At 74.1% G+C, this 18,378-nt stretch carries 17 protein-coding genes; 12 read left to right on the plus strand and 5 right to left on the minus strand.

Going from position 1 to position 18,378, the window contains the following annotated elements:
* Nucleotides 1-8: 8 nt before the first annotated feature.
* Entirely contained in the window at nt 9-386 is a 378-nt protein-coding gene (locus QMF98_RS00890; RefSeq protein ID WP_337974229.1) for a TfoX/Sxy family protein, read from the minus strand.
* Nucleotides 387-505: 119 nt separating this feature from the next.
* Here QMF98_RS00890 and QMF98_RS00895 point away from each other — a divergent pair, with 119 nt between their 5' ends.
* Nucleotides 506-1,084, plus strand: coding sequence for an NUDIX domain-containing protein (locus QMF98_RS00895; RefSeq protein ID WP_337975670.1), 579 nt, complete (start codon nt 506-508; stop codon nt 1,082-1,084).
* 84 nt (nt 1,085-1,168) lie between these two features.
* Here QMF98_RS00895 and QMF98_RS00900 read toward each other — a convergent pair whose 3' ends face one another.
* On the minus strand, nt 1,169-3,028 hold the full coding sequence (locus QMF98_RS00900) for an ABC transporter ATP-binding protein (protein ID WP_490715676.1): 1,860 nt from the start codon (nt 3,026-3,028) through the stop codon (nt 1,169-1,171).
* A 152-nt stretch (nt 3,029-3,180) separates the two neighbouring features.
* On the opposite strand from QMF98_RS00900, the gene QMF98_RS00905 reads away from it, so the two are divergent.
* Both QMF98_RS00905 and QMF98_RS00910 read left to right on the plus strand, forming a co-directional pair.
* Nucleotides 3,181-3,708 carry a MarR family winged helix-turn-helix transcriptional regulator gene (locus tag QMF98_RS00905; RefSeq protein WP_337974230.1) on the plus strand — a complete coding sequence of 176 codons (528 nt, stop codon included), beginning with the start codon at nt 3,181-3,183 and terminating at the stop codon, nt 3,706-3,708.
* Between the two features lie 416 nt (nt 3,709-4,124).
* Entirely contained in the window at nt 4,125-4,889 is a 765-nt protein-coding gene (locus QMF98_RS00910) for an alpha/beta hydrolase (protein WP_337974231.1), read from the plus strand.
* A 15-nt stretch (nt 4,890-4,904) separates the two neighbouring features.
* On the opposite strand, the gene QMF98_RS00915 is transcribed toward QMF98_RS00910, so the two are convergent.
* Nucleotides 4,905-5,357 (minus strand): MarR family winged helix-turn-helix transcriptional regulator, encoded by a 453-nt coding sequence (locus QMF98_RS00915; RefSeq protein WP_337974232.1) that lies wholly within the window; start codon nt 5,355-5,357, stop codon nt 4,905-4,907.
* A gap of 67 nt (nt 5,358-5,424) precedes the next feature.
* On the opposite strand from QMF98_RS00915, the gene QMF98_RS00920 reads away from it, so the two are divergent.
* A complete protein-coding gene (locus tag QMF98_RS00920) occupies nt 5,425-5,793 on the plus strand; it encodes a VOC family protein (RefSeq protein ID WP_337974233.1) in 369 nt (122 codons plus the stop codon).
* Nucleotides 5,794-5,929: 136 nt separating this feature from the next.
* Nucleotides 5,930-7,468, plus strand: coding sequence for an HNH endonuclease signature motif containing protein (locus QMF98_RS00925; protein ID WP_337974234.1), 1,539 nt, complete (start codon nt 5,930-5,932; stop codon nt 7,466-7,468).
* Nucleotides 7,469-7,548: 80 nt separating this feature from the next.
* Here the strand turns inward: QMF98_RS00925 and QMF98_RS00930 are convergent, their stop codons facing one another.
* On the minus strand, nt 7,549-8,286 hold the full coding sequence (locus QMF98_RS00930; protein ID WP_337974235.1) for a TetR/AcrR family transcriptional regulator C-terminal domain-containing protein: 738 nt from the start codon (nt 8,284-8,286) through the stop codon (nt 7,549-7,551).
* A 102-nt stretch (nt 8,287-8,388) separates the two neighbouring features.
* Here QMF98_RS00930 and QMF98_RS00935 point away from each other — a divergent pair, with 102 nt between their 5' ends.
* Nucleotides 8,389-9,111 carry a DUF4386 domain-containing protein gene (locus QMF98_RS00935; RefSeq protein ID WP_337974236.1) on the plus strand — a complete coding sequence of 241 codons (723 nt, stop codon included), beginning with the start codon at nt 8,389-8,391 and terminating at the stop codon, nt 9,109-9,111.
* A gap of 77 nt (nt 9,112-9,188) precedes the next feature.
* Here the strand turns inward: QMF98_RS00935 and QMF98_RS00940 are convergent, their stop codons facing one another.
* Nucleotides 9,189-11,585, minus strand: coding sequence for a (Fe-S)-binding protein (locus QMF98_RS00940; protein WP_337974237.1), 2,397 nt, complete (start codon nt 11,583-11,585; stop codon nt 9,189-9,191).
* 117 nt (nt 11,586-11,702) lie between these two features.
* Between QMF98_RS00940 and QMF98_RS00945 the strand changes: the two genes are divergently transcribed.
* Genes QMF98_RS00945 through mnhG form a run of 6 tightly spaced genes read left to right on the plus strand, consistent with a single transcriptional unit; the run spans nt 11,703 to nt 18,377 of the window.
* Nucleotides 11,703-14,831, plus strand: a complete 3,129-nt coding sequence (locus QMF98_RS00945; RefSeq protein ID WP_337974238.1) for a Na+/H+ antiporter subunit A — start codon at nt 11,703-11,705, stop codon at nt 14,829-14,831.
* Complete coding sequence (locus QMF98_RS00950) at nt 14,828-15,379, plus strand: Na(+)/H(+) antiporter subunit C (RefSeq protein ID WP_337974239.1); 552 nt, start codon at nt 14,828-14,830, stop codon at nt 15,377-15,379. The genes QMF98_RS00945 and QMF98_RS00950 overlap by 4 nt, the downstream gene beginning before the upstream one ends.
* Nucleotides 15,376-16,929 carry a Na+/H+ antiporter subunit D gene (locus tag QMF98_RS00955; RefSeq protein WP_337974240.1) on the plus strand — a complete coding sequence of 518 codons (1,554 nt, stop codon included), beginning with the start codon at nt 15,376-15,378 and terminating at the stop codon, nt 16,927-16,929. Before QMF98_RS00950 ends, QMF98_RS00955 begins: the two co-directional genes overlap by 4 nt.
* A complete protein-coding gene (locus tag QMF98_RS00960; RefSeq protein ID WP_337974241.1) occupies nt 16,926-17,453 on the plus strand; it encodes a Na+/H+ antiporter subunit E in 528 nt (175 codons plus the stop codon). Before QMF98_RS00955 ends, QMF98_RS00960 begins: the two co-directional genes overlap by 4 nt.
* Nucleotides 17,454-17,493: 40 nt before the next feature.
* Nucleotides 17,494-17,967: an MrpF/PhaF family protein gene (locus QMF98_RS00965; protein ID WP_348773387.1), complete on the plus strand. Its 474-nt coding sequence runs from the start codon at nt 17,494-17,496 to the stop codon at nt 17,965-17,967.
* Nucleotides 17,964-18,377 carry a monovalent cation/H(+) antiporter subunit G gene (gene mnhG, locus QMF98_RS00970; RefSeq protein WP_337974242.1) on the plus strand — a complete coding sequence of 138 codons (414 nt, stop codon included), beginning with the start codon at nt 17,964-17,966 and terminating at the stop codon, nt 18,375-18,377. The genes QMF98_RS00965 and mnhG overlap by 4 nt, the downstream gene beginning before the upstream one ends.
* Nucleotide 18,378: the final 1 nt, after the last annotated feature.

Consider the following 18,378-nt stretch of genomic DNA (forward strand, 5'->3'; position numbering starts at 1 on the left):
GCGCGGGGCTAGGACGCCCTCGGGGCCCGGGCAGGCTTGCGGGGCTTCGGCGCCTTCGGTGGGAGGACGGCGACCTCGTCGTACGCACGCCGTACCCAGTCCGCCGCACGCTCGTCGTCCCACGCGGCCGGGAGCGACGTGTAGCCGCCCATCGGCCGCTCGGCCGGACCGAACGGACCCGTGCCCTCGAGGGCCGTGAGCTCCGCCTGGCTGGCCGGGTCCGGCAGGCGCACGCCGACGTCGCTGCCGAGCAGCCCGGCGAACATGTTGCCGTGCACGAACGCCCCGAGGTTCCCGAACATCGGCTTGACCTCCGCCTCCGGCAGCCCCTCGAGCAGCGCGCGGAACCGGTCCTTGTCGGCATCGGTGGGTCGGGGGATCTGCATGCTGCTCCCTTCCCGGGCGGGTTGGCGTCAGCGTAGGGCGGTGCGGGTGGCCCGCCTAGGCTCGGCGGGTGACGACGGGCGACGTGACGAGGGACGACCGCACGGCCACGGGCGGCGACGTGACGGCGGATGACGAGGCGGCGGCTGACCGGGGCTGGCGGACCACGGGGTCGCGGGTGGTCTACGAGAACCGGTGGATCCGGGTGCGCGAGGACGCCGTCCAGCACCCGGACGGGAAGCCCGGCGTGTACGGCGTGGTCGAGGTGCGGCAGCCGGCGGTGTTCGTGGTGGCCGTCACCGACGACGACGAGGTGGTGCTGATCACCCAGCACCGGTACACCACCGGGCCAGGGTCGGTGGAGGTGCCGGCGGGCGGCTCGGACGGTCAGCAGCCGCTGGTCGCCGCGCAGCGGGAGCTGGCGGAGGAGACCGGGCTCGCCGCGGAGCGGTGGATGTACGTCGGGGCGGTCGAGTCGCTGAACGGGGTGGCGGACGCGCCCGGGCACGTGTTCGTGGCGCAGGGTCTGACGCGGCTCCCGGGGTCGGCGGCCGCGCACCAGGCCGAGGAGGGGATCAGCATCGTCCGGCTGGTGCCGTTCGGGCAGGCGCTGGCCATGGCAGCGGCGGGGGAGATCCGCGACGGGGAGTCGCTCGCGGCGCTGGCCCTGGCGGGCATCCACCTCGGCCGCTTCCGCTGAGCCCGGCGGCTCGCGACGATCGAGTGCGGCCGCGAGCCGCTTCGTTCGGCGGGCCTGGGTCCCTCCGACCCTGGCTGTGCCGACTCAGGCCGCCGCCGCCGGGGCGAACTGCGTGCGGTAGAGGTCGGCGTACAGGCCGCCGGCGGCGATGAGCTCGTCGTGCGTTCCGGACTGCACCACGCGGCCCTCGTCGAGCACCACGATCAGGTCCGCCGCGCGGATGGTGGACAGCCGGTGGGCGATCACCAGAGACGTGCGCCCGACGAGCGCCGCGTCCAGCGCCGCCTGCACGGCGGCCTCCGACTCGGAGTCGAGGTGGGCGGTCGCCTCGTCGAGCACCACCACGTCGGGCGCCTTGAGCAGCAGGCGCGCGATCGCCAGCCGCTGCCGCTCGCCGCCGGACAGCCGGTACCCGCGGTCGCCGACCACCGTGTCGATGCCCTCGGGCAGGGAGTGCACCAGGTCCCAGACCTGCGCCTGGCGCAGGGCAGCCTCGATGTCGTCGTCGGACGCGTCGGGCCGGACGAACCGCAGGTTGCCCGCGATCGTGTCGTGGAACAGGTGCGCCTCCTGGCTGACCACACCGACCGTCGCACGCAGCGACGCGGCGGTGACGTCCGGCAGGTCGAGGCCGGCGACGGACACCGAACCCTCCGTCGGGTCGTACATCCGGGTGACCAGCTGGGAGATCGTCGTCTTGCCGGCGCCGGACGGGCCGACCAGCGCGACCATCGACCCGGCCGGGACGGTGAACGAGACGTCGTGCAGGGTGTCGGCCACCGGGTCGTGCCGCAGCTGGGCGACCGACTCGAGCGACGCCAGGGACACCTCGTCGGCGGACGGGTACCGGAACCGCACGTGGTCGAGGCGCACCTCGGCGCCGCGCGCCGCGACGGCCGCCCGCAGGTCCACCGCATCCGGCTTCTCGGCGACCGTCGGCGTCAGGTCCAGCACCTCGAGCACCCGCTCGAAGCTGACCAGGGCCGTCATCACGTCCACCTGCACGTTCGACATGGCGGTCAGCGGCCCGTACAGCCGGGTGAGGTACGACGCCAGGGCCACCACCACGCCGACGGTCAGCTGCTGCCGCACGGCCAGTACGCCGCCGTAGCCGTAGATGATCGCCACGGCGACCGACGCCACGGTGGTGAGCCCGACCCGGAACCACGTCGCGTACAGCGCCTGCCGCACGCCGATGTCCCGTACCCGTCCGGCCTGCGCCGCGTACGCCGCGGACTCGCGGTCCGGGTCGCCGAACACCTTCACCAGGTGCGCGCCGGCCACGTTGAACCGCTCGGTCATCGTCTGCGACGCCTCGGCGTTGAGCTCGTAGCTCTCGCGCGTGATCGCCGAGATCTTGCGGCCGAACCAACGGGCCGGGAACACGAACGCCGGCAGCAGGACCAGGGACAGCAGGGTGAGCTGCCAGGACATCGACAGCATGGCGCCCAGCACGAACGCGACCGTGAGGGCGTTGGCGACGACGTTCTGCAGGGTGGAGGTGAACGCCTGCTGCGCGCCGAGCACGTCGCCGTTGAGCCGCTGCACCAGCGCACCGGTCTTGGCGCGGGAGAAGAACGCCAGCGGCATGCGCTGGACGTGGTCGAACACCGCGGTGCGCAGGTCGAGGATCAGGCCCTCGCCGACGGTCGCGGACAGCCAGCGCTCGGCGACGGACAGGGCGGCCGAGGCGACGGCCAGCAGCGCGACGGCTCCCGCGATGCCGATCACCACGTTGGCGCGGCCCTTGGCGATGCCGTCGTCGATCAGGTGCTTGAGCAGCAGCGGGGTCGCGGCGCCGACGCCGGCGTCGACCGCCAGCAGGACCACGAAGACGGTCAGCCGCGCCCGGTAGGGGCGGGCGAAGCCGAGGATCCGACGGAGCGTGCCCGGGGCGAGGTGCTGGTCGGTGACGGAGCGGTCGCGGCCGAAGGTGCGCAGCATGGGGCCGCCGTGCATGGGTGACGGGGTGGACACGGGCGCCTCCGGGGTCGGACTGGTGCGGCTGCGGTCGTCGAGGGCTCGGGTACGGCGTAGCTCGGCGACCGTTGCTGAGGTTACCTCACAATGTGTGTGGTTCCGGTAGCCTCCTGCTCATGAGCACCGCGAACGGCCGCGACATTCCCGCGCGGGAGAGCGCTGTGGGCGCGCCCGGTGCCGGGGTCCCGGACCACCACGCCGGTCACGCCCCGGCCGACGACGCCGGTGAGGTGCTCGAGCTGGTGCACGGGCTGATGCACTCCCTGCGCCGCGAGGCGGCCGACCGCAACGGACCCGTCGGCACCATGCCGGGCCAGGTTCGGCTGCTGCGGATGCTCAACCGCTGCGACCGGCCGCGGCGACTCGGTGAGCTGGCCCAGGCGATGGACGTCGCCCCGCGGTCCATGACCAGCAAGGTCGACCAGGCCGAGGCCGACGGGCTGGTGCGGCGGGTGCCGGACCCGGCGGACAGGCGCGCGACGCTCGTCGAGCTGACCGACCACGGGCGCCAGGTCCTCGCCGACGTGTGGGCGCAGCGGGACGTCGGGATGCGCCGCCGGCTCGAGCGGCTGACGGAGGCCGAGCGTGGCGAGCTGCTCGCGCTGCTGCGTCGCGTAGCCGGGTCGGACGGGCCGTCGGCCTGACGCGGCCGGGTGGCTGGTGCACAGCACGGCGGCAGCCCGTGGCGGCAGGTCCCGGGCCGGCCCGATACCTCACCCGTCCCGTCTGGTGAGATCTGTGAGAGGATGGCTGGCAGCAGGAGCCCGATGGGCGCCTGTCAGCATGAGACTCCGCCAGGTGGTAGCGGAGCGAGCCACGCACATGGACGTGGCCGCAGGGGACCTGCGATGCGACCCTGGGTCCACAGCCGGAACCACTGCAGGGTTCCGACGAAAGACGAGCCCCGGTACTCGCCCCACGGCGGGACCGGGGCTTCGTGCATCCCGGGACCGGGCGTCGACCCTTCGACGGGCGTCGCGCGCGTGCTGCGTGGCAGGGTGGGGCGGCCGCACCGACGACGCGCCGGGCGAGCCCGCCGGAACGACCAAGGAGACGCCTGATGGCCCGGATCACCTGCAACTTCTTCTCGACGACCCTGCGGGTGAGCACGGCGATCACCGTGCTGCTCCCGGAGCCGGCGGACGGGCAGATCGGGGTGACGGGGTCCGGGTCGGACGCGCCGCCGCCCGTGCTCTACCTGCTGCACGGGCTCTCGGACGACGAGACGATCTGGACGCGTCACACGTCGATCGAGCGGTACGTCGCGAAGCTGGGCCTGGCCGTCGTGATGCCGCGGGCCGGGCGCTCGTTCTACCAGGACGAGGCCTACGGCTCCGCGTACTGGAGCTTTCTCACCCAGGAGCTGCCGGAGATGGTGCAGCGCTTCTTCCGGGTGTCCGACCGGCCGGAGGACACCTTCGTCGCCGGCCTGTCGATGGGGGGCTACGGGGCGTTCCGGATGGCGCTGACGCACCCCGACCGGTTCGGTGCCGCTGCGTCACTGTCCGGGGCGCTGGACGTGGCGCACCCCGACCAGGCGGCGCTGTGGGCGGACGAGGTGCCGCAGGTGCTGGCCGGCGCGCCCGTTCCTGCCGACGTGGACCTGATGGCGCTGCTGCGCGGCGCCGATCGGGACGCGCTGCCGCCGCTCTACCTCGCGTGCGGCACCGAGGACTTCCTGTACCCGTCGAACGAGCGCTTCCTGGCGCTCGCCGCCGAGCTGGGCGTGCCCGTGCGGACGGAGCTGCGGCCCGGGACGCACGAGTGGGGGTTCTGGGACGAGTCGATCCAGCGCGTGCTGGAGTGGCTGCCCCTGCACCGGTAGCGGGCGGGTTCGGGGCTAGCGGCCGGCGTCGTCACCCTCGAGCGCGTCGATGCACTTCTCGAGGTATCCCAGCAGGTCACGGGTCTGCGCCGCCGTCAGACCGGCCACCATCTGGGCGTCCACCGCGTCCGCGCGCGCCTGCGCCTGGGCGAGCAGGCGTGCGCCCTCGGGGGAGAGCGCGGTGGGCCGGGCGCGGCCGGACGGGGCCTGCTCCGGGCGCTCGACCAGGCCGCGGTCCTGGAGGCCGCGCAGCAGGGTGCTCATCGTCTGCCGCGTGACGAAGGCGTTCCGGGCCAGGTCGGAGCTGGAGATCCCCGGTGTCCGCGACAACAGCTCCATGCAGACGTACTGCGGAGTGCTGAGACCGAGCGGTCGGAGCGTGTCGTCCATCCGCGTACGCAGCGAGGCCTGGGCGTGCTTGAGCACGTACCCGACGACGTGCGCGAGGTCGTCCGGCCTTTGACGCATGTCAGTAGTCTGACATATGGTCCGCATGTCAGAACACTGACATCCACTCGGACGACAGGTGAGCGCCATGGCAGTGACCGGACCCGACTTCATCGCCCTGCAGGTGCGTGACCTGGAGAAGGCGGCGGCCTTCTACGAGGAGCACCTCGGCCTCACCCGTGCGCCCGCGTCGCCCCCGGGCGCGGTGGTCTTCACGACGAGCCCGGTCGCCTTCGCGGTACGCGAGCCGTTGCCGGGCGTCGACCTGGACGGCGTGCCGCAGCCGGGCGTCGGCGTGGCGCTGTGGCTGCACGCCGACGACGCGCAGCAGCTGCACGACTCGCTGGTCGCCGCCGGGGTGCGGGTGGTGCAGCCGCCGGTGCCGACCCCGTTCGGGCTCACCTTCACGCTGCTGGACCTGGACGGGTACGCCATCACCATCCACGACGGGCACTGATCGGCGCGGCGTCCGGTTCACGAGGTCGGTGGGCACTCCACCCACTGCGGGGGGTCTGTGGAGGAGCCCGACGGCGTGTCGGTACTCGCCGATAGCATACGAACATGCGTTCGAACGGTGTTGTGGCGATGGCGGCATGACGGCGGCTGTCGTCGACCGCCCCGTGGCGGCGCGCCTCGACGCGGCGCCGACGGAGGATGTGGTGCGCGCGGCGCAGGTCTTGCTCACCGCGGTCGACGCCGCGGAGTCGTGGTCGGCCGGTGAGCGTCGCGCGGCGCTGGGGGACGTGGACCGCACGGCCGCCCTGCTGGCCGCCGCGCGGGCGCGGCTGTTGGCCGCCGAGCGGGCCGCCGGGACGTGGGCGCTGCACGGGGACCGGGACCTGGCCGCCTGGCGCGCCCGGACCTCGCACGCCGGGGTTCGGGAGGCGGTCGGCCAGGTGCGGCAGGCCGATGCGATCACGACGATGCCGCAGGTGCGCGACGCGCTGACCACGGGTGCGATCACCACCGCGCATGTCGACGCCATCGCCCGGTTCACCGCCACGGCATCGCCGCAGGTCGCCGAGCTCGCGCGGTCCGGTGCAGGGCAGGCGGAGATCGTGGCACTGGCCACCCGGGTGGACGGCGCAGGCCTGGGAAAGGCGCTGACGCGGTGGCAGGCCGAGCTCGACCCGACCGCTCGGCAGCGCGCGCACGACCAGCAGCAGGCTGCGCGCTACCTCAACCTCTCCGAGACCTCTGGCGGCACCTATGTCAAAGGCCTGCTCGACTCCGTCGCCGGTCACCGGTTGCGGCTCGCGCTGGAGGCGGTGAGCCCGCGGCCGGGCCTCGACGACGAGCGCGCCCCGGAGCAGCGGCGGGCCGACGCCCTCGTCCAGCTGGCAGACCGGGCGCTCCACGACACCGGCCCTGCGACGGGTCCTGCCGGCAGGCCGCACGTCAGCCTGGTCCTGAGCGAGTCGACGTGGCGCGCCCTGCGCGCGGGCGGTCGCCGATCGGTCGGTGAACGGGGTGTGGCCGGCGAGCACGGTGCCGCCGATGGGCGGAGTGTGGCCGGCGAGTGCGGCCCGGGCCGCGAGCGGGCGGCCGCCGATGCGCGGGGTGTGGCCGGCGGGCGGGCTGCGGCGGGCGAACGGGGTGCGGGCGGCAGGTCGGATCCGGCTGGGCCGAGCGCGGGGAGTGCCGTGGCGACGGGTCGATCTCTCGTCGGCGTGCCACCGGTGTGCGACGAGGACGGGAACCCGTGGCCGGCCTCCGAGGTGGGGCGGGTGCTGTGCGACTGCCACGTGACCCGCCTCGTCGTCGACGCCGACTCGGTGCCGCTGGACCTCGGCCGTACGCAGCGCCTGTTCAGCGCCCATCAGCGGCGTGCGGCGACCGTCCGCGACGGTGGGTGCGGATGGCCTGGGTGCGGTACGCCGGCGCGGTGGTGCGAGCTTCACCATCTGAGGTGGTGGGACCGCGACGGCGGTCCGACGGACCTGAGAAATGCAGTGATGCTCTGCTCGTTCCACCACCACCAGGTCCACCGGCGAGATCTCACCGTGCACCGCCAACCGCCCGACCCTGCGGAGGAGTCGCCAGGCGGCCGACGGCTCAGTCGCTACCGGTTCACCACGCCGCACGGGCGTGACGCGATCACCCTGCGGGTCGGCGGCCCTGGGGGCCCATGACCTGCACCGTGGTGCCGTGGTGCCGGCGTATCCGGGGGCCTGGTGCCGTGGTGCCGTGGTGCTCATGAGGTCGTCGGGCGTCAGTGGCCGCCGCGCGGGCTCCAGCCAGTGCTACGGAGGCGTTCGAAGCCGTCGAGCATCAGGTCCAGGGCGAACTCGAACTCGGCCTGGTCGTCGCAGCCGCGGGCGACCACGGTTCCGTCGTCGTGCGTGGCGGTCAGCACGGTGGCGGCGATGTTGGGGAAGTGCTCCGCGAGCGCCTGCAGCATCGCCTGCTGGACCTCCGGCGATGCGTCCTCGACCGCCCGGCCGCCGTCGGCAGCGGACGTGTCGGGACCGGCGGGCTCGTCGAACAGCTCCTGCGTGAACCCCCACATGCGGCTGCCGAGGGCGTGCATCACGTGGTGCGTCAGCTCGGCGCTGAACCCGCCGGTGCGGAACGTGCCGATCACCGAGTCGATGTAGCCGAGCACCGCCGGGGTGCGGGAGGTGCGCGACTCGAGCACGGAGCGGCCCCACGGGTGCCGCAACAGCACCCGCCGTGCCGACAGGACCCGCAACCGGATCGCCGCGCGCCAGTCGACGCCTGTGGCTGGCGGGTCGATCTCGGCGACCAGCAGCTCGATCATGCCGTCGAGCAGCTGCTCCTTGTTGGCGACGTGCTTGTAGAGCGCCATCGGCACGACGTCGAGCTCCTGGGCCAGCCGGCGCATGCTCAGCGCCTCGATGCCGATCCGGTCGGCGAGCGCCACGGCACCCGTGAGCACCCGGTCTCGGTTGAGGCGCGGACGCGTGGCGGCGGTCGACGGGCGGGCCATGGGCGGCTCCGATCCTTGACAGGCGTACGCCGTACACCCTAGCGTCCGAGGCGTCAGGTGTACGGCGTACACCGAAGCTACACCCACCCGAAGGAGCCCGCCATGGACTCGAACCGACGCACGGCCGTCGTCGCCGGCGCCCTCTACCTGCTGACGTTCGTCTCGTCGATCCCGGCCGTCGGGCTGCTTGCGCCGGTGCTGCACGACCCGCGGTACGTGCTCGGTACGGGGGCCGACGCCCGCGTCCTCACCGGCGGCCTGCTCGACCTGGTCAACGCCGCCGCGTGCATCGGCACGGCGGTGGTGCTGTTCCCCGTGGTCCGCCGTCAGCACCAGGCTGCGGCGCTCGGCTTCGTCGCCGCGCGGCTGATGGAGGCGGCGATCATCGCCATCGGCGTCGTCAGCCTGTTCACCGTGGTCACGCTCCGCCGCTCGTACGCGGCTGGGCACGCCGGCGACCCGGCGACCCTGGTCGCCGTGAGCTCGGCCCTGGTGGGCGTGCGCGACTGGACCTTCCTGCTCGGGCCGAGCCTGGTGCCCGGCTTCAACGCCCTGCTGCTCGGCACCGTCCTGCTGCGCTCCGGGTTGGTGCCGCGCGCGATCCCGGTGCTGGGCCTGGTCGGTGCCCCGCTGCAGATCTCCGCGGTGCTCGGGACGGTCCTCGGCGTGAACAGCCAGGTATCGGTGTGGTCGGCGGTCGGCGTGGCGCCGATCTTCTTCTGGGAGCTGTCGCTGGGTGTCTGGCTGGTGGCGAAGGGCTTCCGCCCGTCGCCGGTGATCGGTGGCGTGGGGCGGACGGCGGCGGCGCTCCCGGTCGCTCCCTGACGGGCGGCGCCCCGGACCTGTCCGGTGGCGAGCTGGTCCGACCGGTGGCGAGAGCGTCCGGGAGGGCGGGGCGCCGGTCAGTCGGTCGACGCGGGACGGATGCGCTCGAGCAGCAGGACGGCGATGTCGGCCACCTCGGGGACACCGACGGTGGCGGGGCGGCCCGCCGATCCGTGCCCGTTCGCCCCGGCCGGTGCGCCCGACGGGTCGGCGGTGCCGTTGGCTGCGTCGCTGCTCGAGGGGGTGGACGCGGTGGACGAGGCGACCGCGGCGACGCCGTCGGACAGCATGACCGTGCAGTAGGGGCACGCCGTCGCGATCGCGTCCGCGCCGGTGGCGACGGCCTCCTCGGCCCGGGCGGTGCCGATGCGGGTGCCGATCGTCTCCTCCATCCACATCCGGGCGCCGCCGGCGCCGCAGCAGAACGAGGTGGACCCCGAGCGCGGCATCTCCGTCAGCTCCACGCCCGGGATCGCCGCGATCAGCTCGCGGGGCGGTGCGTAGACCTGGTTGTGCCGGCCGAGGAAGCACGGGTCGTGGTAGGTCACGCGCCGACCGGCCTCGTCGGCCGGCGCAGCGACCGGCGTCAGGCGGCCCTCCGCGACCAGGCGGTTGAGCAGCTCGGTGTGGTGCACCACGTCGTACCGGCCGCCGACCTGCGGGTACTCGCGCGCGAGCGTGTTGAAGCAGTGGGCGCACGTCACGACGACCTTCGTCGCCTTCGCCTCGGAGAGGGTCTCGACGTTCTGGGCGGCGAGGGTCTGGAACAGCAGCTCGTTACCGGCCCGCCGGGCGGGGTCGCCGGTGCACGACTCGCCCTCGCCGAGCACCGCGAACGACACCCCGGCGGTGTGCAGCAGCTCGGCGACGGCCCTCGTCGTGCGCTTGGCCCGCTCCTCGTAGGCGCCGGCGCAGCCGACCCAGAACAGGTACTCGACGTCGGCCGCGCTCCCCACGTCCACACCGACCACCGGCACCTCGAACGGCAGCCCCTTCGCCCAGTCGAGCCGGCCGCGCGCCGGCATGCCCCACGGGTTGCCCCGCCGCTCCAGCTTGGTGAAGGTGCCGGTCAGCTCGGCGGGGAACGCCGACTCCATCAGCACCTGGTAGCGCCGCAGGTCGGCGATGGTGTCGACGTGCTCGATGTCCACCGGGCACTGCTGCACGCAGGCGCCGCACATGGTGCAGCTCCACAGCACGTCGGGGTCGATCACCCCCGAGCCCACCAGGTCCATGCCGAGGTGCGGGTCCGTGACGGTGGGGTAGCGGCCGTCCGCGGTGCGGTGGGCGGCCGGGGTGGCGTCGTCGAGCGACGCGCGGGACGCGTGCGACGAGCCCGACGAGGCAGCGGGGCCGGTCGATCCTGTGGGGCCATCGGCCCCCGCAGCGCCGGCAGCCCGGGCGGCCCGCACGTACGGGGCGGTCGCCGCCGCCTGGTCCCGCAGCGCCAGCACCAGCAGCTTGGGGCTGAGCGGCTTGCCGGTGGCCCACGCCGGGCACTGCTCCTGGCAGCGCCCGCACTCGGTGCACGTGGCGACGTCCAGCAGCCCCTTCCACGTCAGGTCCTCGACGGCACCGACCCCGAGCCGGGCGTCGTCGGGAAGCTCCTCGATCGCGGCCAGGTCCAGCGGGGAGCCGTCGGGCGCACGCATCGGCGCCAGCGGACCGAGCGCCGGGCCGCCGGACGGACGGCGCCGCGCGTACACGTTCACCAGCGCGAGGAACCGGTGCCAGGCGACTCCCATGGTCGGCTGCACGCCGACCACCACGAACCAGGCCATCGAGCCGAGGATCTTCACGGTCGCGGTCAGCGTCACGGCCGTCTGCAGGCTCGTCGTCCCCGCCCCGGCCCAGGCCGAGCCGTACCAGGCCGTCAGCGGGAAGTGCCATCCGGACGCGATCGGCGACCCGGTACGGGCGGCGAGCGCGTACTCCAGCCCGCGCAGCGCCAGCACCGCGGCGACCACCAGCAGCACGGTCGCCTCGACGAACACCGCCTGTACCTGCGACGAGCCGAAGAAGCGCGACGCCTTCCGCTCGGCGGCCTCCTCGCCCCGCCGTGGCCGGATGACCTGGCGCAGCGCGATCAGGTAGACGATCCCGACCAACGACGCCCAGGCGATCCCCTCGGTCAACCACCCGACCGGCGGCAGGTGCCCGATCACCGGCAGCGAGTACGACGGGTCCACCACCTGCCCGTACCCGGACACCAGCGTGAGGAACAGGACGGGGAACGAGACCATCACCGCCCAGTGGGCGATGCCGACCCACACCCGCCGCTGGAACCGCAGGTGGAACACCACCTCGCGCAGCAGGGTCGCCAGCCGCGGGCCGACGGGACGCCAGCGACCCGGCAGGGGACGGCCGACGCGGATGGTCGCGACGATGCGCGCGACGCCCCACGCGAAGACGGCCACCCCGACCACCGTCGCGACGAGGACCAGTACGAGGCACGTCACCTGCAGCGGCGTCACCGGGACACGGTAACTGCTCGCCTCCGAGCGGCCGCTGCACGTTCGGCTCCCCAGGGCCCCACGGGCCTCCCGGTACCATGGCCGCAGCCCCCGCCCTCGACAGGACGGAGCGGACCGATGCTCTGGCTGCTGGCCACCCACCTGGCCGCAGCCCTCGTCGCGCCCGCACTGGTGGGACGCCTCGGACGTCGGGCGTTCTGGGTGTTGGCCCTGGTCCCGGCGTCGGCGGCGGTCTGGGCCCTGAGCTGGACGGAGCGCGTCCGCGGCGGTGCGGCCCCGCAGGTGACGGTCGGCTGGATCCCGGCCCTGGGGCTGGACCTCGACCTTCGGCTGGACACCCTGTCCTGGTTGATGACGCTGATCGTCGGTGGCGTCGGGGCGCTCGTGCTCGTCTACTGCCGGGCGTACTTCAAGGCCGATGCCCAGGGCCTGGGACGGTTCGCCGGGGTGTTCCTCGCCTTCGCCGGCTCGATGCTCGGCCTGGTGCTCAGCGACGACCTGCTGCTGCTGTTCGTCTTCTGGGAGCTCACCACGGTGATGAGCTACCTGCTGATCGGCCACTACGCCGAGAGCCGCAAGGCGAGCCGCCGGGCGGCGATGCAGGCGATCGTCGTCACCACGGCAGGCGGTCTGACGATGCTGGTGGGCCTGGTGATCCTGCAGCACGTCGCCGGCACCTCCCGGCTGAGCGAGCTGCTGGCGCACCCACCGCACGGGCCGGCGGTGACGGCCGCCGTGGTGTGCCTGCTGGTCGGCGCCGCGACCAAGTCGGCGCTGATCCCGTTCCACTTCTGGCTGCCGGCGGCGATGGCCGCGCCGACGCCCGTGAGCGCGTACCTGCACGCCGCCGCGATGGTGAAGGCCGGTGTCTACCTGGTCGCCCGGTTCGCGCCGGCCTACGCCGACCTGTCGGTGTGGCGGTGGCTGGTGCTGATCGGTGGCGGCGGGACGTTGCTGCTCGGCGGCTACCGGTCGCTGCGGCAGCACGACCTGAAGCTGGTGCTGGCGTTCGGGACGGTGAGCCAGCTCGGGCTGATCGTGCTGCTGGTGGGGCTCGGCACGCCGGCGGCGGCGCTGGCCGGGCTGGCGATGCTGGGCGCGCACGCGCTGTTCAAGGCGGCGTTGTTCCTGGTGGTGGGCACGGTGGACGCCGCGGCCGGGACACGCGACCTGCGCCGGCTGTCCGGCGTGGGCCGCGAGCTGCCGTGGGTGGCCGCCGCCGGCGCCCTGGCCGTCGCGTCGATGATCGGGCTGCCGCCGTTCGCGGGGTTCGTCGCCAAGGAGGCGGGGCTCGAGGCGGTAGCCGGGCTGGGCGGGGCGACCGGTGCGGTGGTGCTGACCGTGGTGGCGGTGGGGTCGGTGCTGACCGTCGCGTACGGGCTGCGGCTGTGGTGGGGCGCGTTCGCGACGAAGCGGGCCGTGCTGTCCGCCTCGGCGGTCGAGCACGCCGACGGCAGCGCGACGACGACCCCGATCAGCGCGGCCGCGGCCGACGGCGCACCGCCCGCGGCGCCGGCCGCCGTGCGGCCGTCGTCACCGGTGCTCGTCGTCCCGGCGCTGGTGCTGGCCGCCGCCGGGCTGGTGGTCGCGCTGGTGCCCGGCTACGGCGAGGGCCTGCTGCGCCCCTACGCCGACGCGTTCACCGCGAGCCACGCCGCGTCGGGTGCCGCCGCCGCGGCCGGTGCGCACGCCGGTCACCTCACCCTCTGGGCCGGCCTCACCCCCACGCTCGTCGTCACCGTCGCCGTGCTGCTCGCCGGTGCGCTCGCCTTCCGCGCCCGCGACGGCGTCGAGCGCGCCCAGGGCATGCTGCGGCTGCCGCCCCGGGTCGACGCGGACCACCTCTACCGCCGCTCGATGCGCCGGCTGGACGACGTCGCCGCCGACGTGACGGCGTTCACCCAGCGCGGTTCGCTGCCGGTGTACCTGGGCCTGATCCTCGGGGTCTTCGTGGTCGGCGTCGGCACCGCCCTGCTGACCGGCACCCGCCTGCCGACCCGCGTCGTGCCGTACCACGCGCTGACCGAGGTGGCGTTCGCGCTGGTCAGCATCGTGGCCGCGGTGCTGGCGGCCCGGGCCCGGCGCCGGCTGAAGGCCGTGATCCTCACCGGCATCGGCGGGTACGCGGTCGCCGGGCTGTTCCTGCTGCAGGGTGCACCGGACCTCGCGCTGACGCAGGTGCTGGTGGAGACCGTCACGCTGGTGGTGTTCGTGCTGGTGCTGCGGCGGCTGCCGCCGTATTTCTCCGACCGGCCGCTGGCCGGGTCCCGCTGGCTGCGGCTGGGGATCGGGGTGGCCGTCGGGCTGGTGGTGGCCGGCATCGGGCTGATCGCCCCGGGCGCGCGGGTGCACCTGCCGGTGTCGGCGGCGTACGCGCAGGAGGCGTACGCGTTCGGCGGCGGCAAGAACGTGGTCAACGTGACCCTGGTCGACATCCGCGCGTGGGACACCATGGGCGAGATCTCGGTGCTGCTGGTCGCGGCCACCGGCGTCGCGTCCCTCGTCTTCGTCTCCCGGCGCACCGGCCGCATCTTCCGCGCGCACGACGCGCCGGCCGACCGTGCCGTGTGGGGCGGCGCCGCCCACCCGCGGGCCGTCGAGGTGCGCGGCGGCGAGGGGGACCCGACCCGGGGTCCCGTGCCGGGTCCGACGACGAGGCCCGGACCGTCCGCCCCGGGATCCGGCCGGGCTCGCGAGTGGCTGCGCGCCGGGCGGACGCTGGCGCCGGTGCGCCGGTCGGTGATCTTCGAGGTGGTCGTCCGGCTGCTGTTCCACACCATGGTCATGTACTCGCTGTTCCTGCTGTTCAGCGGGCACAACAACCCCGGCGGCGGGTTCGCGGCCGGGCTGGTGACGGGCATCGCGCTGATCGTGCGGTACCTAGCCGGCGGGCGGTACGAGCTGGGCGAGGCCGCACCCGTGCAGCCCGGCGTGCTCCTGGGCACCGGCCTGTTCCTGGCCACGGGCGTGGCGGTGGCGCCGCTGCTGCTGGGCGGCTCGGTGCTCGAGTCGGCGATCGTCGAGGCGCACCTGCCGCTGGTCGGCGACGTGCACCTGGTGACCAGCCTGGGGTTCGACGTCGGCGTGTACCTGGTGGTGGTGGGGCTGGTGCTCGACGTGCTGCGCAGCCTCGGTGCCGAGCTGGACCGGCGTGCCGAGTTCGGCGAGGACGACGTCGAGGAGTCGGTGCCGGACCTGCGGCGCACGCCGCACCCCGCCGGGTTCCACCAGGGGGCGTCGCGATGATCGACATGACGCCCGACCTGACCCTCGTGATCACCGCCGCCGTGCTGGTGACGGTGGGCGTCTACCTGCTGCTGGAGCGCAGCCTGTCGCGCGTGGTGGTGGGGATCATCCTGATCGGCAACGGGCTGAACGTGCTGATCCTGGTGGCGGGCGGTTCCGCCGGGCGGCCACCGATCCTCGGCGGGCAGCCCGGGGCGCGCAGCGACCCGCTGCCGCAGGCGATGGTGCTGACGGCCATCGTCATCACCCTCGGCCTCACCGCGTTCCTGCTCGCCATGGCCTACCGCTCCTGGCAGCTGAACCGGCACGACGAGGTGCAGGACGACGTCGAGGACCGCCGCATCGCCCGCCTCGCGGCGCGCGACCGGCTGGCGGTGGCCGACCTGGACGCCGACGACACGTCGACCCTCGAGCAGGAGGCGGAGGAGGCGCGCGACGAGACGGACCGCGCGGTGGCGCTGGTGACGCCCGACGGGACGTCGGACGAGGTCCGGCCCGACGACCCCACCGCCGGCGCCGCCGCCGAGCCGCCCGAGGCAGGCCGATGAACGACTGGTCCTGGCTGGTCCCGCTGCCCGTCGTCCTCCCGCTGTCCGGCGCGGGACTGACGCTCGCCCTCTACCGCCGACCGCGCGTCCAGCGGATCGTCTCGGTGACGGTGCTGGTCGCCGTCCTCGTGGCCGCCGCGACCCTCGCGGTGCTCGCCGACCGCGGCCCGCTGGTCGCCGAGATGGGCAGCTGGGCGACGCCGGTCGGCATCAGCCTGGTGGCCGACCGCCTGTCGACCCTGATGCTCACCGTGTCGGCCGTCGTGGTGCTGTGCGTGCTCGTCTACTCCCTGGCGCAGGACCAGGGCGCCGGCGAGGAGTCCGCGCCGACCTCGATCTACCACCCCACCTACCTGGTGCTGGTGGCGGGGGTGGCCAACGCGTTCCTGTCCGGCGACCTGTTCAACGTGTACGTCGGCTTCGAGATCCTGCTCGCGGCGTCCTACGTGCTGCTGACCCTCGGCGGCAGCCGGGAGCGGCTGCGCGCGGGCAGCATCTACGTGGTCGTCGCCATCGTCAGCTCGTTCCTGTTCCTCGCCGCGATCGCCGCCGTCTACGCCGCCACCGGCACGCTGAACCTGGCGCACCTGGCGCAGCGGCTGCCGCAGATCGACCCCGGCGTCCGGCTGACGCTGCAGGTGATGCTGCTCGTGGCGTTCGCCATCAAGGCGGCCGTCTTCCCGCTCTCGGCCTGGCTGCCGGACTCGTACCCCACCGCCCCCGCCCCGGTCACCGCCGTGTTCGCCGGCCTGCTGACCAAGGTCGGCATCTACGCGATGATCCGCACCCAGTCGCTGCTGTTCCCCGGCGGGGCGGTGGACACGGTGCTGATGTGGGCCGCGCTGGCCACGATGCTGGTCGGCATCCTCGGCGCCGTGGCGCAGGACGACATCAAGCGTCTGCTCTCGTTCACGCTGGTCAGCCACATCGGCTTCATGGTGTTCGGCATCGCCCTGTCCACCCACGCCGGCTGGACGGCGGCCATCTACTACGTGGTGCACCACATCACGGTGCAGACCGCGTTGTTCCTGGTCACGGGCCTGATGGAGCGGTACGGCGGCACGCTGTCGCTGTCCCGGCTCGGCGGCCTGGCCCGGCTCTCACCGGTGGTGGCGGTGCTCTTCTTCGTCCCGGCGATGAACCTCGCCGGCATCCCGCCGATGTCCGGGTTCCTGGGCAAGCTCGGGCTGCTGCAGGCGGGCGTCGCGAACGGCACGCCGCTCGCCTGGACCCTGGTGGTCGGCAGCGTCGTGACGTCGCTGCTCACCCTGTACGCGCTGGTCAAGGCGTGGAACAAGGCATTCTGGCAGACGCCGCCCGAGCCGCTGCCGGCCGGTCACGTGCCGCCGGGCATGATCGGCGCCACCGGCGCCCTGGTCACCGCCAGCCTGGCGCTGACCGTGTTCGCCGGCCCGCTGTACGCCTACACCGGCCGTGCGGCACAGGCGCTGGCCGACCGGACGCCGTACATCCAGGCCGTCTTGCCCGAGGGTGACCGCGGCACCGGCCGCTCGGCCCATCTGGCCTCCTCACCGGGGGGTGCCGGATGAGGCGGCGCTCGCAGTGGCTGGGGATCGTGTGGCTCGCCGCCGTGTGGGTGCTGCTGTGGGGCGACCTGACCTGGGGCAACGTGCTGGCGGGCCTGCTGCTGGGAGCCGTGGTGACGTGGGGCCTGCGGATGGTGGCGGTCGACTTCCACGGGCGGGTGCACCCGTGGCGGGTGCTGGTGCTGCTGGTCCGCTTCGCCGTCGACGTGGTGCGCGCCTCGATCGAGGTCGCGACCATCGCCCTCACCCCGGGGTACACGCCCCGCGGCGCGGTGATCGGCGTACAGCTGCGCAGCCACTCGGACCTGTACCTGACGCTCACCGCCGAGCTGGTGTCCCTGGTGCCCGGCTCGCTGGTGGTCGAGGCGCACCGCCTCACCGGGATGCTCTACCTGCACGTGCTGGACCTCGACCGGTCGGGCGGCGTCGAGGCGGTGCGGGCCGACGTGCTCGCGCAGGAGGAACGGCTGCTGCGCGCCCTCGCGTCGCCGCAGGAGCAGGCCGCGGCGGGGATGGTGCCGGCATGAGCGCGGGCCGGGCGGCCTCGCGGCGTCGGGTGGTGACGGCGTGAGCGCCGCGATGGGGGTCGCGGTCGCGGTGGCGGCGGTGCTGATCCTGGTCGGCGCCGTGCTGGCGATCGTCCGCGCCGAGCGGGGGCCGTCGATGCTGGACCGGACCATCGCCTTGGACATCGTGGTGACGTGCCTGGTCGCGGCCGTGGCGCTGTACGCCTCGCTCGAGCGGCGGGCCGACGTGGTGCCGATCCTGGTGGTGCTGTCCCTGGTCGGCTTCATCGGGTCGGTGACCATCGCGCGGTTCGCCGCCGTCGAGCCGGAGGACGCGGGGCGGGTGCGCACCCGCGAGGAGGTCGCGGCGGAGGACGAGGCCCGGCTGCGCGCCGAGCTGGCGGAGGCGAAGGCGCGGGAGGTCCCGGACGCGACAGAGGACGACGACCAGGTGGGCGACCCGGCGGCGAGCGAGGACGACCAGCCCGCGGGCGACCCGGCGGCGCCTGCTTCCGACGACGGAGGCGCCCGATGACCGCCGCCGCCTGGACCACCGTCGCCGACGTCGCGTCGATCGTGCTGATGCTCGGCGGGGCGTTCCTCTGCTTCGCCGCCGGCGTCGGGGTGCTGCGCTTCCGCGACCTGCTGGCGCGCATGCACGCCGCCACCAAGCCGCAGGTGCTGGGTCTGGTGCTGGTGCTGGCCGGGCTGGCCCTGCGGCTGCGCAGCGGCGGTGCGGTGTGGGCGCTGGTGCTCGTCGTGGTGTTCCAGCTGCTCACCGCACCCGTCGCCGCGCACCTCGTCGGACGCGCGGGCTACCGCACGGGCAAGGTGAGCCCGGGCGTGCTGGCGGTCGACGAGCTGACGGCCGAGCTCGACCGGCGGCACGCCGCCGGGGCGCCCGCCGACGACGAGGACGGCGGCTCCGGGGCCGACATCGGCTGAG

It is taken from the genome of Cellulomonas sp. NTE-D12 (assembly GCF_027923705.1).
In the GTDB taxonomy this organism is placed as follows: Bacteria; Actinomycetota; Actinomycetes; order Actinomycetales; family Cellulomonadaceae; genus Cellulomonas.